The sequence below is a fragment of the Dyadobacter sp. SG02 genome (assembly GCF_900109045.1).
Taxonomy (GTDB): domain Bacteria; phylum Bacteroidota; class Bacteroidia; order Cytophagales; family Spirosomataceae; genus Dyadobacter.
In genome coordinates this window covers 433,018-447,006 of record NZ_FNYL01000006.1, presented here as the reverse complement: position 1 = coordinate 447,006, position 13,989 = coordinate 433,018, and the positions used below count along the sequence as shown (strand labels likewise).

The window sequence follows — 13,989 nt, the reverse complement described above, 5'->3', positions numbered from 1 at the left end:
AATTCCGGAACAACACACCTAATCAACTGACATGCAATCGCGTAAATCCAGAAAAAATTTCCCGTTCAAACTGCGCATTCACCATTCCACGGCGGCTCATTCAATCATTCGCGCATTCACCGTTCCACGGCGGCTCATTCAATCATTAAAACTCAACCCGATAACTAACCACCGGAATTAAACCCAACTGATGCTGCACCACTACCCGCTTCTGCCGCGTATCGAAATACCGGTAGGCTTCATTCTTCGTGCCAGAAACGTTCTGCAAGTCTATCGCCAGCGTGCGGTTATATTTCGCGCGATCTTTTTTCCAGTAAATCCGCAGATCCGGGCGGAAGTAGTCTTTCATTTTAACCGTGTAGGCACTCTGGTATTCGTAGATAGTTTGTTTCAAAACGGCGGAGTATTCCGCATCGATCGGCTTGTCGCGGAAACCGCCGAGCCACAAAATTTTTGCATTCACGCCCCACAAACCACCACGGGATGCTTTAAACTCCTTGCCGGTGGTGAGACTGAACGTGTGGCCGCCGTCGAAGCGGCTGTCATGCCGCAAGCCCAGGTAGTCGGTATAGGTGGCTTGGTAGAGCGAGCCGGACACGAGCATATAAAAACGGTCGGTCAGGTATTTTTGAAATGTGGCTTCCATACCGTAATTCCGGGCAGTCCCTTCATTATATAACCGCACATTCGGGCGCTCTTCAATCAGGTTTACGGTGGAATAATTATCGCGCATATCGGCGCCGACCGGCACATCGAACTGGTGTTGCCAGTACGCTTCAATTTTCAGACTGCTGCCTTTTTTGAAAAATTGCTGGTAAGCAAGCGTTATCTGATGGGACCGGGTCGGTTTCAGATCAAAATTCCGGCCCATATCGGTCATGCCGTAGGCCGACGAATACACATTCGGAGATTGCAACTGGCTGTGCAACCCATAGCTCACACTCAGCTGCTTATCGGCCGCAGCGAGCCATTTCAAACTCACACGCGGTTCGGCAAGCGCACTTATTTTCGTTCCAGGACTGCTTACCCGGCTGATCATCCCATGCAAACCGACGTCGGCCACGAATGCGCCCATCACATGCGACCAGTTTACAAACGGTTGCATATACCACGATTTCACCTCGGGGTTGGGGGATACGGGAGGCGTCTCGTACCGCTGCGAGGTCATGTATACGCCACCCTTGAAGGTTATACCGGGGTTTACCTTGTAAGTCAGTGTTGTATTGAATGAAATTTTGCCATTTACAATGCCATCATTCCCAAGCAGTTCACGATTCTGCATGGTAACCGGGTCGACCTGGAAAGCCTTCCGGGAAGTATTAAGTCCCGAAGCCACCAGCACAGTCCGCAGGGATGCCCGCCGGCCGACCGGCTGATCCAGTGTTGCTCCCGCAGCGCCCATTTTGTTTTTATAGAGTACATAACGGCCATCTTTTTCAAACTCCCAGGTAGTAGTGTCCTTATCGGGTTTAAAAGTATTTTCGCTAATGCCGCCCATTCCAAAAATCGTGAACTTGCCGCCTTTGGCCGTCGGAAAGTTGAGATTAAATGATAAGTCCTGAAACCGGATATCCTCTCCGCCAAAACTCACGCCCATCGCCCCCAAGAGTCCCGTGAAAGAATACCGGTAATTGACCAGATATGACGCTTTGGACTTCTTTGAGAGCCTGCCTTCCGCTGCAATATCAAGACCGATCAGACTTGCCTGGCCGGTAAATTCGGTGCGTTCGTCATTGCCTTTCCTCAAATTCATATCCAGAATAGCCCCCGTCGCATTCCCATACTGTGCGGGAAACGGCCCGCTCATGAAATAGGATGTCCCCATCAACTGGGTGCTCAGGATATTCACCCCGCCACCGGTAGACGTCGGCCTGTCGCTGAACGTCCCCGCATTCGACAAATGGTTCGGATTTACGATCTCCACCCCTTCCAGCCGCCATTGCATACTGTTTGGCGAATTCCCGCGGACTACCAGCCCGTTGGCCTGGTCGTTGGCTGCGGCCACACCCGCGAATGAGGTCGCAACGCGGGCGGGGTCCAGGTAGGTAGCCGCGTAACGCAGGGTTTGCTCGGCGGTAATGGCCTGCACGCTGTTGAATGCCGGCGGCCTGCTGCCCGATACCGTCGCTTCCTGCAATTGTCGGCCAGTGGCGCTGAGCCGTATTTCCTGCACGTTTTCCTTGCCCGATTCGAGCAGAATTTCCGAAACCACCAGCGTCTGGTAACCTACAAACGATACTTTCAGAACATGCCGTCCCACTCCCGCGCCTTCAAAACGGAACAGACCGGCGTCGTCGGTCGCAGTGCCTTTGTCGTCAAGTTGCACAGTGGCACGGGCGAGTGGCAAGCCGGTGTCGGCGTCCTTCACGCTCCCGCGTACGACGGAGGTAAATTCCTGTGCATAAAGAAGGCTGGTGGAAAAGAGGAATAGTAAAAGTATGCGGATCATAAGGTGGTCAGATGATATTCAAAACTATCAGTTACAAAAATAGGCCGAATCGTTGCACCGGGTATTTTTATTTTTCAATTTTAACTCTACATTTGTAGAGTATAATATATTATTGTAGAACAAAGCACGCTCATCATGTCGCTCACCAAAGCCGAAGAACAACTGATGGAATACATCTGGCAAAAAGAGAAGGTCTTCATGAAAGACCTGATCGAATGCTTCCCCGACCCCAAACCGGCCACCACGACGGTGGCAACGCTGCTGAAAAGGATGCAGGACAAGGGGTTTGTCGCTTACAAAACTTACGGCAACTCGCGCGAATACTACGCGCTGGTCGAGAAGAAGGATTATTTCTCCAAACATGTGAATGGTATCATCAAAAACTTCTTCAATGACTCCGTTGCACAGTTCGGCTCGTTTTTCGCGCGGGACACGAGTATGAGCACGCAGGAGCTCGAAGAATTACGGAACATCATCGACGAAGAAATCAAACGCAAGCAAAATGGTTAGTTATCTTATTAAATCCGTCGTCTGCTCGGGTATCCTGCTGGCGGTGTACTACCTGTTCCTGGAACGGGAGAAAATGCTGCGGTTCAACCGGTTTTACCTGCTGGCAGCGATGTTTTTTTCGCTGCTTTTACCACTGATCAGCATCGAAATGCCTGCTGAACGAGGGGAAGAATTGGTTACGGACAATGTGCCGGTTCAACAGGTTTTCACCGCAACTTCGGCGCACGCACCACAAGCCATTCGTGCGCAAATGCAGCAGGGCACAACCGTCCCGGCCTATCTTCCCTGGCTGCTTTACGGGCTCGTCGCGGCTGCATTACTGCTTCGAACAGGTTTTCAAATGCTGGCCGTTTTAAAATCAAGGTCAGGGCGCCGGATTGTTCCCTTTCAGGATGCAAAACTGGTACTCACACCCGGCGACACGCCTGTTTACAGCTTTTTTAACTTCATTTTTATACCCCAAAAAGCATTCGATAACGACGACATTCCCAAAGAGATCCTCACGCACGAGCTCGCCCATGCGAGGCAAATGCATTCGCTGGATATCCTTTTCACCGAATTGCTGATCGCATTATGGTGGTTCAACCCGCTGCTGCTGCTTTATCGCCGCGCCATCCGGCTGAATCACGAGTTCCTTGCAGATGAAGCCGTGCTGACCGGCCATACCAATGTCGGCGAATACCAGTTGCTGCTACTCGACACCCTGCTCGCCCGGCGCACGAATTTCCTTACCAGTTCTTTCAATTATCCTGTCACCAAAAAAAGATTAGCCATGATGACGATGAACATTAACCTGCGCATTCAGTTTGTCAAAAAGGCATTGGTTGCATTGCTGCTACCGGTATTGGCATTTGCTCTTGCCGAAAAGACATACTCGCAGCAACCGGCATCCAAAACTGCTTCCAGTGCAGAAAAAAGGGCCGATAATGCCCATGTTGCAAGCAATGAGGCTGTTTCGGAGGAAGAAATGAAGGATTTCTTCACTACAATCGAAAAAAATACCAGGATTGTAAAAAATAAAAAAGGTCGCATGGACCGCCACATTGATTTGAACACTGAGGATGAAAATCTACTGTATGCTGTATATGAGCGAATGAGCGAGACACAAAAAAAGCAGGTTCGTGCCAAAGAAATCTCGGTCTTTCGAATGGACATTCCGGTAAAAAAAGCCCCTAGCCCGGAGATCTTCGAGAACTGGAAGCGACCGGAAGTTTTCGGAATATGGTTGAATGAAAAGCACGTACCCAACTCGGAATTGAACAAATATAAATACTCCGACATTGCCGAATACGATTTGAGCAAACTCTACGGTAAGGCATTGAAAGGCAGGAGCTACAAATACCAGCTCGATCTTACGACGAACGATTATTTCGACGAAACCTATGATAAGCGTGTCAATGATCGCGTCATAATCACCCGAATGGGCTGGCTCCATCCGAAAGAAGCGTCGGAAAAGGTAAAATAATAACGGGCGTCATGGGGGAAACCCGCAGCTCAGTTGTCAGAACCAAAAACGAACACTCAATTTAACTGACAACGATTATGAAAAAACTGGCTTTCCTTCTGGCCTTTCTGCTGTTTGTCGTGACGGCCTGCGACTGCGAAAAAGTAGTGGACGAAACTAAACTGCCGGTCAATGCACAGGATTATATCGAAGCCCATTTCCCGGAAGCACGTATAAACCAGGTGGTACGCGACCGCGACGACCTCGAAACGAGCTACGACGTGATCCTGGATAATCAGGTTAAACTCGAATTCGATAAAAAAGGAGATTGTTACAGCATCGAAAGCCGTCGCACCGAAAAGCTGCCCGATACGGTAATCCCGCTGAAAGTGCTCGAATATGTACAGGAGCATTATCCCGACGCGTTCATTACCGATTGGGAAAAAGACCGCACCGACCAGGAGGTACGGCTGTCGAACAACAAGGAGCTGGTATTCAACCTCGCCGGCACTTTCTTACGTATTGATGATTAGATAGATGTATATTGAATTCAAAAAGCAGGGCGGGTTGCCCTGCTTTTTTTGTGTCCCGGCAGCGCTATTTATCGTACTTTTGCGGCTCGTAAGCATTGACACCCGACTATGACAGTTGAAGATATAGAATCGTTTTTCAAGGATTTACAAGACCGCATTTGCAAAGCCATCGAAACCACCGACGGCGGTGCGCTATTTCATGAAGACCTTTGGCAACACCATTCGGGCGGTGGCGGACGCACGCGCCTGATTCAGAACGGCGCCGTGATCGAGAAGGGCGGCGTGAATTTTTCGAGCGTAAAGGGCGAAGTACACCCCCGGTTGCGCGCTCAGATGAACCTGGCCGAAGACGCGAGTCCGCAGTTTACGGCCACGGGCGTGTCGATCGTGATGCACCCGCACAACCCGCACGTGCCTATCATACATATGAACGTGCGCTATTTCGAACTGGATAATGGTACCTGCTGGTTCGGTGGCGGTATCGACCTTACACCGCATTATGTCGTGGAAGAAGATGCCCGCGCATTTCACCAGACATTAAAATCGGCCTGCGACAAGCACCACCCCGATTTTTACCCCAAGTTCAAAAGCTGGGCCGACGATTACTTCTTCATCCAGCACCGCAACGAAACCCGGGGCGTAGGAGGCATTTTTTTCGATTACCTCAAACCCGACGAGCCGGGTAATGGCCAGGGCCTGTCGAAAACGCAGCTTTTTGAGTTTGTAAAAGAAGTAGGTGAAAGCTTTGCGCCGATTTACACGGCATTAATGCAAAAATATACCGCAAAGCCATTTACGGAAGAACAAAAACAATGGCAATACCTGCGCAGGGGACGCTATGTGGAGTTCAATCTCGTGTGGGACCGCGGTACGAAATTCGGCCTGGAAACCAACGGGCGAACGGAATCGATCCTGATGAGTTTGCCGCCTCAGGCCAACTGGGAATACAACTTCATTCCTGAACCGGGCTCGCCGGAGGCTGAAACCTTAGGCTGGCTCCGCAAGGGCATGGCCTGGTAGTTCCCAGGCTATTTCCTTCCGGTAATATAAATGTCCGTTTTCGACCGTCAGCGGGGATTCGAAGTTATTGGTATAAAGCTGGCCCGTGCCCAATCCCTGCGGCAGCGCATTGTGGAACGACGCCGTGAATTGCGCGATCGCATTCAGACCAATGTTGGATTCCAATGCGGAAGTGATCCACCAGCCGATATGCAGCCGGTTGGCGATTTCGATCCATTCGGTAGTGGCCGTGAATCCGCCCAGTAAGGTAGGTTTAAGAATGATAAATGGCGGCGCGAGCTTTTTCAGCAATGCGAACTTCTCGCGATAGCTGGTAATGCCGATCAGTTCTTCATCCAAAGCAACCGGCACCGGCGATGTCGCGCAGAGTTCGGCCATGAGTTCATGCTGGCCGGCCTTTACGGGCTGTTCGATGGAATGCAGGTCGAAAGCGCTCAATCTTTCAAGTCTTTCCTTTGCATTGTCGGCCGTAAATGCGCCATTGGCATCTACGCGCAATGTAATCGTGTTTTTATCAAATCTTTTCCGAACGGCTTCGAGTATCCGGCATTCCTGCTCGAAATCGATGGCACCTACTTTCATTTTAAGGGTCGTAAAACCCTGCGAAAGCTTCTCTTCCACCTGCGCGAGCATGTTTTCGTAGGAGTCCATCCAGATCAGCCCGTTCATCAGAATACCCTCGCCGCTGTTGGAAAAACCATTTTTGAAAAGGACACGCTGCCCTCCGTTCATGATATCCAGCAGCGCCATTTCCATACCCGCACGAATAGAAGGCAGGTTTTCGGGGATCAGTTGTTCGAGGATAATGCTCAGGTTGAATGGAAATACGTCCAGGTCGAGCTCGTTGAAAATGCTGCAAACATCTGCCAGTTGTGCCTCGAAATCGGGGATATCGTCGACGCTCAGGCCGGGTAGCGGCCCGCATTCGCCATAACCGGCAACGCCCGGTTTCTCCGGGTCGGTTACGATGACGATCCAGGATGTTTTTTGTGTAAGTACCCCGCGAGAGGTGCCCGCTTCCTTGCGAAAATGAAGCGTATGTGGCTTATACACAATTTTTAACGGCATGATTTTGCGGTGTCAGATTTTAAAAGGGGCACAATATTAGACAAAATTTACGTAATTATGCACCAGGATGAAAGAGCTGCCCTGGATAAAAAATACATTGCTGCCCCTCTCGTGGATCTACGGTACCATCACCGACGTACGCAACTTTCTGTTCGACAAGGGTATCCTCCATTCCCAAAAAGTATCACAAAAAGTCATCGTCGTAGGCAACCTTACCGTAGGTGGAACGGGCAAGACGCCGGTGATCGAATACCTTACCCGCCTGTTTTCAAAACAAATACCGGTCGCAATCCTGAGCCGAGGTTATGGCCGCGAAACGAAAGGCTTTATAGAGGCAGATAATAATGCCACTGCCGCCAGAATCGGTGACGAGCCATTTCAGTTTTATACCAAATTCTCGCAGGAAGCATTGGTTACCGTTTGCGAAAAACGGGTGGAGGGCGCTTTGAAAATCCATGAAAAGCATCCGGAAGTCGAACTGCTCCTGCTCGACGACGCATTCCAGCACCGCGCCATTCAAAGGGATATCAATATCCTGCTGAACGATTACAACAGGCCATTTTACGAAGATCACCCCTTCCCTGCCGGCCGGTTACGCGAAAGACGGCACGGCGCACAGCGTGCCGATGTGGTGATCGTGACCAAATGCCCCGCAGAACTCGGTCTTTCAGAAAAAGAAAATATCATTGACAGTATCGGCCGCTATACCCGCACCTGCGTGCCGGTTTTCTTCGCCACCACCCGGTACGACGTCCCGCGGACGTACGAGGAAACGCCGGTTCAGTTAAAGAATGTTAAAATGGCGGCCGGTATCGCAAATCCACAGCCGTTCGCCGCATATCTCGGTACCCGATTCAGCGTTACAGACCAGAAGGTCTTTCCCGATCACTACAATTACACGGCAAGTGACGTCGAAGACCTTATTAAGAACTTAAAAAACGATACTTTTGTGGTCACGACTGAAAAGGATATGGTCAAATTAAAACCGTTGGTTGCATCGAAAGGCTACGCAGCACGCTTTGCGTACATTCCGGTTTCCGTGGATTTCGGGGACGAGGAAGGCGCCTTTCTGGAATGGCTCACTTCACAGACCGGCCACCGGTTTTAAAAACGGCAGAACGAGTTTCCCTCTATGAGAATTGTTTTATATAGCTTCCTGTGTATTTTATGCAGCTTCTTCCTAACCATCCCGACAGCCAGCGGCCAGGTGAAGCTGCCGGGCAACATACGGATGCCCAGCGGTGGCGGGGGCGGCGGTGCACGCGGAGGCGGAGGCGGGGGCCAGTCCATTCTCGACGATAGTACCAAGAACGTGTACGGCCCGCAGACCACCCTGCATTTTTACGAACACGATATTCTCTACAACCGCGATTCGGTGCGGTACCTGGTGGATACAGGTATGACCAATTTTCACCGGTGGATGCCGATGGATAAGGCCTGGGGCAAGCTCGCCGACCTGGGCAACCACGTCACGGCCACGCGTAGCCTGTTTTTCGAGCCGCGCGAAGACATTGGTACGCAGCTCGGCCTTCGGGTTTACGATGCGTACGCGATCAAGCAGGAAGACGTGGCGTATGTCGATACCAAATCGCAGCATACCGAACTGGATTTCATGTCGGGCCCGAAAAAGGCCTCGCTCGGGACATTTGCCTACACCCAAAACGTGCATTCGCGGTTCAATTTCGGGATGCGGGCCACGCGCCTGACGTCCAACAAAGTGTACGGCTTTGCCAATTCCATCGCCTCCGCGGCATTGCTCGGGCGGAACTGGACTTTCCTGGCGCACACCAGTTTCTTTTCCAAAAACAAAAAGTACCTTATCCTCGCGCATTACCGGCACCTGAACATGAAGGTCGCGGAACAAGGCGGCGTTATTCCGAATGTCGACGAGGCGGGTGTAGTGGACAAATACTCCTATGACGGTGCCGCCAGGATCAGCGACGACGCCAACTCGTGGGAGCGACGCCATGTTTTTCATGTTTACCAGCAATACCGGCTGCTCAATGGCTTCCAGCTGTTCCAGCAAGCCGATTTGCAGAGTACGATCAACCATTATACCGATATAGATATTGCACGGGGGCTTGAAAAAGGCATTTACCCCGATCCGAAATTCAGTACTACCCAAACCCGCCAGGACATTTACTTCAAGTTGCTGGACAACAAAGTGGGTATCAAAGGTTTTTACGAAGGCTTCAATTACCGCGCTTATGTGCGGCAGCGGTTTTACGGCATGCGAGGCGGCGCCCAATCGCCGAACGAAACGGGTGATCCGTACGCGACCTACCGTACCGGCCTGAAATTCGACAATATCATCGGCGCCTGGTTGGGTTATTACCTCAAAGATTCGGTGCAATACCTCACCGCCGAGGCCGATCTGAACCTGGGGAAAAACGTGGAGTACCGCCTGAAAGCCGAGCTGAATACGAAATGGGGTAAGGCAGGTTTCCAAAGTATTCAAACGGCCCCCGACCTGCTGGTACAACGCTACCTGAACAACCATTTCGACTGGCGCAACAACTTCGACCCTACCAAGGTGCAAACCATCTTCGCCTCGCTGGTACTGAAAACGAAGAAGATCGAGTTTGTGCCCGAAGCGCAAATTCACCAGATCAACGACTACATTTATTACGATACCGCCGCCGTGCCCCGGCAGCTCAATGCGGGTTTCAGGTTGCTGCGCCTCGGTTTCAATTCCGGCATTCACCTCAACCGGTGGAACTTCACGACCATGGCGTTCCTCACACTGAACGACAATAAGGATGTGATCCGCATTCCGACGGTTTTCGCGAGCGGGGAAGTCACTTTTGATTTTGTGTATGCCAAAGTGCTTTTCTTCCAGATCGGCCTGGCGGCGCGGTACCGCTCGTCGTACCTGGCCGACGCCTACATGCCCGTCACGCAACAGTTTCATTTACAAAATGATACAAGACTAACTGAGAATGTGGTGGTAGACGGCTTCGCGAATATGCGGATCAAACGGGTGCGGTTATTCTTTAAAATGTCTTACCTTAACCAGGGCGGCAACTTCGGCCTTTTCCCGAAAGGTTATTATGTGACGCCCAATTACCTGGGGCTTGCAAGATCGTTTTCGTTCGGGATCAACTGGCCGATGTTCGACTAACCGGACAAACTTTTACCAATATGGCTACATCACTCACAACGCTCGGGCTGGAACTTCCGACCGATCCCCGCTGGACCGACATTGCCGCGATGCAGATCGGCGATGTATTGATAGACCATGCCTATTGCGAACAGAAAGCCGCTTCCAGCTGCATTTCGCTGATTGTCCATTATCCTGAAAAAACATTACTCGTGGAAACCCTGACGCCCATCGTAGCCGAAGAATGGGGTCATTTCCAAAGGGTTTTGAAAGAATTAAAAAAAAGAAATATCCCGCTCGGCAGGCAGCGGAAAGACGAGTACGTAAACCAGCTCATGCAGCTGATCACCAAAGGCGACACCGAGAAAATGTTTCTCGACCGCCTGCTCATTTGCGGGCTCATAGAAGCACGGAGCTGCGAGCGTTTCAAGCTACTTTCGGAAAACCTGGAAGATGAATCGCTGCAAAAGTTCTACCGCGAGCTGATGGTCTCCGAAGCCGGGCATTACCGCACATTCCTTGAACTGGCCGAAACATATGTAGCCGCCGATAAGGTAAGAGCCCGCTGGAAGGAACTTTTACATGCCGAAGCGACGATTATGCAATCGCTGACACCCCGCGGCGACCGCATCCATTGACCTAACCCCGCATTCATCACGCTTCCCGATGCCATCATTCCTGAACCTCGTCGCTAAACGCATTCTGGCCAACCATACTTCGCTCGACCGCGTGCAAATAGTGGTACCGACGCGCCGGGCCGCATTTTTTCTGATGCAGGAACTGGCCGGCGAAACTACCGAGGCCATGATGAGCCCCGGTATCATGGCGATCGACGATTTCGTGGAAAGCATTTGCAGCCTTGAAATAGAGGACCCGGTACACCTGCTGTTCGATTTGTACGAAACCTTCCGGGAAATCGACCCGGACGTGCAGTTCGATCGGTTTATGGGCTGGGCATCGGTATTGCTGAGCGATCTCGATAAAATCGATCAGTACCTTGTCAAAACGGATTTCCTTTTCGAATACCTCTCGGAGGCGCACGCGCTCTCGCGCTGGCAGGAGAGCCTGCCGGAGGGTAGGACACTACAAGGCGAAGGCGGTTCGAAACAGTATTTCTCGCTTTTTGAGAATATTAATAAGGTATACCAATCTTTCCGGCAGCGGCTGATCGCAAAAGGGAAAGCCTACCGCGGAATGGCGTACCGCGAGCTGGCCGAGGACATTCGCAACCTCGCCGAAGCACGTCCGGACGACGAAAAGATCTATTTCGCTGGTTTCAATGCATTTACGGCTTCCGAGCGGACGATCGTCACGGCGTTGATCAAAGCAAAGAAGGCGGAAGTGCTGTGGGATTCGGACCGCTATTATATGTCGGAAAATACCGTGGTAGAAGCCGGTAAAAGTCTGCGCGAGTACCAGCGGAGCAAAGAATTCGGGGAATGGAACTGGACGGGCGACGACCTGCTTTCGACCGAAAAAAACATTACCATTTACGGCGTTCCTAATGCCACCCTGCAAACGAAAGTAGCCGGCGAGCTGTACCAGCGCATGAAGCGCTTCGACTCCGAGGATGCACCCATACCTACCGCCATTGTCCTCGCCGACGAGAATCTGCTCCTCCCGATGCTCTATTCGCTGGACCAGGATGTGCGCGACCTGAACGTGACCATGGGCCTTTCCATGCGCAACTCGTTGCTTTATACATTGGTGGACGGCATTTTCGAGTTACAGCAAAATGTGGTGGAGTTTCGCACCCGGAGCGGCAAATTGATCCGTATCCCGAAATTCGGGCACAAATCCATCGATAAAGTCCTGAACCATCCGTTTATCCGACATTACGAGCACGTGGCGCTTACGCCGCTCGAAGACGGGCAGACGATCATACAGCGAACGCTCCGCGAGATTACCGAAACCAACCAGGTGTTCCTGAGCCCGGAGGAACTGATCGCATTGGGCGATAACCATCCATTGTTCCATATCCTCTTCACGCATTGGCAGAAAAACAATGCACAGCAGGTGATCCGGGCGTTTTACCAGCTGATCGAACTGCTGCGGGAGGTTTACAAGGATTACAAGAATGCGCTGGAAACCGAGTATCTCTATCTTTTTTACACACTACTTAAACAATTCGAGCAAACGATCGAAGAACGGGCGGAGCTGATCACGCTGCGGACGCTCAAATCGTTCATGTTCGAACTGATCCGGCAAACGCGCATTCCATTCAGCGGTGAGCCGATCAGTAACCTGCAAATCATGGGTATGCTCGAAACGCGGGCGCTGGATTTCGAGCGGATTATCATATTGTCTGTCAATGAAGGCACTATCCCGCAAGCGAAACGGCAGAATTCCCTGATCCCGTTCGACGCGGCGCAGGCTGTGGGGTTACCGACGCACCAGCACCAGGAGGCGGTGATGTCGTACCACTTTTACCGGTTGCTCCAACGCGCTTCGGAAGTACATATCCTTTACACGAGCACGAACGACGCCCCCGGCGGCGGCGAAAAAAGCCGTTTCCTAAGGCAGATCGAATATGAACTGGCGGGATACAATCCGCTGATACGCATTGAAAACAAAACTGTCGTTTTCGAAGCACTGCAACAACAGGAGCTTGAAGAAGTAGTCCATAAAGACGACGCCCTCATTGCCGCCATTCGCGCGTACCTCGACGGCAAGGGCATTTACCCGACGCACCTAAACGAGTTTATCCGCTGCTCCATGCAGTTTTACCTCAAACATATTGCCGGGGTAAAGGAAAAGGAGGAAGTGGAAGAAGAGCTCGGTATGGACAAGATCGGTACCTGGCTGCATGCCTCGCTGGAACGCCTCGACCACGAGTTTTTCCTGCTCGACAACGACCCGTCGGAAGAGCAGATTGCGGCCGTGCTCCGCGAAGAGTTCGACCGGCTTTTCAAAGGTTACGTGACCGACCTGGGCCTCAACCGCATTTACTATCAGATCGGCGAACAGCAGATACTCACCTTTCTTCGCCATCATATGGCCCAAAAACCCCGTAGGAAAATCCTCGCGGCCGAGCAGCCGCTGCACACGCGCATACAGCTCGTGTTGCAAGGCGCGTACACCTACGTACGCGTAGGGGGCAAGATCGACCGCATCGAGCTAAGCGACGACGGTACATTATATGTGATGGATTACAAAACAGGCAGCGTGGAGCTGGCGGGCAAACAAAAACTCGCCGACCCGGTAGCCCGCGAAGAAGTGATCCGCTTCGATCCGGACCGAAAAATGGGTTATGTGCGCCAGTTGTGGATTTACGAGTACCTGATGTACCGCCGCATGAAAGAAGAAAACGGGCTGACACTCCGGGGCAATACCTACAATTTTGGCGATCACGCCGTCAAATCGGGCTTTTACTCCTTCCGCGACCCAAAGAACCTCATCGCTAACCCACTGGAAATCACCGATCAGCTTGCGCCGGAAGAGTTCATCGAAAAATCGGAAGTGATACTGACGGACATTCTCAATGTAATGCTCGATCCGGACGTGCCTTTCCGCAAAACCGATGACCTTACCACGTGCAAATTCTGCGACTTTACCGGCATCTGCGGGCGGTAATTTGCCAGTTGAAAAATACCCCCGACGCCTTACAACCATTGCGTAAACAAAGCCATCTTTTAAGAAAAACTCGTTTACGGTATGATCGTGGTAGCAAAATTATCCCTCTTCATTGTATGGCTCATGGCCTTTGTCATTACCTGCCTCGTGCTAGGTATTACGTTCCCGGTTATTGTCTTGTTCGACAAGTTTCAAATGCTTTTTAAAGAAGTATCCTTATAATACCAAATCGAAGTGCCTCTCAAAAAATAAAGGCGGGTGAGTGATCTCATCCGCCTTTTTGCTGCATTGC

Annotated in this window: 10 protein-coding genes; 8 read left to right on the top strand and 2 right to left on the bottom strand. The window is 51.4% G+C overall.

The genetic code is table 11. From position 1 onward, the window contains the following. Positions 1 to 145: 145 nt before the first annotated feature. Positions 146 to 2,449: a TonB-dependent receptor gene (locus tag BMW93_RS17165; protein ID WP_090378690.1), complete on the bottom strand. Its 2,304-nt coding sequence runs from the start codon at positions 2,447 to 2,449 to the stop codon at positions 146 to 148. Positions 2,450 to 2,584: 135 nt separating this feature from the next. Here BMW93_RS17165 and BMW93_RS17160 point away from each other — a divergent pair, with 135 nt between their 5' ends. The 4 genes from BMW93_RS17160 (at position 2,585) to hemF (ending at position 5,956) form a co-directional block, all read left to right on the top strand. After that, positions 2,585 to 2,959 (top strand): BlaI/MecI/CopY family transcriptional regulator, encoded by a 375-nt coding sequence (locus BMW93_RS17160; protein WP_090378687.1) that lies wholly within the window; start codon positions 2,585 to 2,587, stop codon positions 2,957 to 2,959. Further along, on the top strand, positions 2,952 to 4,424 hold the full coding sequence (locus BMW93_RS17155; RefSeq protein WP_090378684.1) for a M56 family metallopeptidase: 1,473 nt from the start codon (positions 2,952 to 2,954) through the stop codon (positions 4,422 to 4,424). Before BMW93_RS17160 ends, BMW93_RS17155 begins: the two co-directional genes overlap by 8 nt. 77 nt (positions 4,425 to 4,501) lie before the next feature. After that, positions 4,502 to 4,936 carry a PepSY-like domain-containing protein gene (locus BMW93_RS17150; protein ID WP_090378680.1) on the top strand — a complete coding sequence of 145 codons (435 nt, stop codon included), beginning with the start codon at positions 4,502 to 4,504 and terminating at the stop codon, positions 4,934 to 4,936. Between the two features lie 108 nt (positions 4,937 to 5,044). Continuing rightward, the gene (gene hemF / locus BMW93_RS17145) at positions 5,045 to 5,956 is read left to right on the top strand and encodes an oxygen-dependent coproporphyrinogen oxidase (RefSeq protein WP_090378677.1); all 912 of its coding nucleotides are present in this window, start codon (positions 5,045 to 5,047) and stop codon (positions 5,954 to 5,956) included. On the opposite strand, the gene BMW93_RS17140 is transcribed toward hemF, so the two are convergent. Next, positions 5,924 to 7,024, bottom strand: coding sequence for an o-succinylbenzoate synthase (locus tag BMW93_RS17140; protein WP_090378674.1), 1,101 nt, complete (start codon positions 7,022 to 7,024; stop codon positions 5,924 to 5,926). The genes hemF and BMW93_RS17140 overlap by 33 nt on opposite strands. 67 nt (positions 7,025 to 7,091) lie before the next feature. Here BMW93_RS17140 and lpxK point away from each other — a divergent pair, with 67 nt between their 5' ends. The 4 genes from lpxK to BMW93_RS17120 are packed head-to-tail and all read left to right on the top strand — an operon-like array spanning position 7,092 to position 13,697. Beyond that, positions 7,092 to 8,132, top strand: a complete 1,041-nt coding sequence (gene lpxK, locus BMW93_RS17135) for a tetraacyldisaccharide 4'-kinase (protein WP_090378671.1) — start codon at positions 7,092 to 7,094, stop codon at positions 8,130 to 8,132. 24 nt (positions 8,133 to 8,156) lie between these two features. Continuing rightward, a complete protein-coding gene (locus BMW93_RS17130; protein WP_090378668.1) occupies positions 8,157 to 10,145 on the top strand; it encodes a putative porin in 1,989 nt (662 codons plus the stop codon). A gap of 20 nt (positions 10,146 to 10,165) precedes the next feature. Continuing rightward, the gene (locus BMW93_RS17125) at positions 10,166 to 10,762 is read left to right on the top strand and encodes a tRNA-(ms[2]io[6]A)-hydroxylase (protein WP_090378665.1); all 597 of its coding nucleotides are present in this window, start codon (positions 10,166 to 10,168) and stop codon (positions 10,760 to 10,762) included. A 28-nt stretch (positions 10,763 to 10,790) separates the two neighbouring features. Next, positions 10,791 to 13,697, top strand: a complete 2,907-nt coding sequence (locus BMW93_RS17120; RefSeq protein ID WP_090378662.1) for a PD-(D/E)XK nuclease family protein — start codon at positions 10,791 to 10,793, stop codon at positions 13,695 to 13,697. Positions 13,698 to 13,989: the final 292 nt, after the last annotated feature.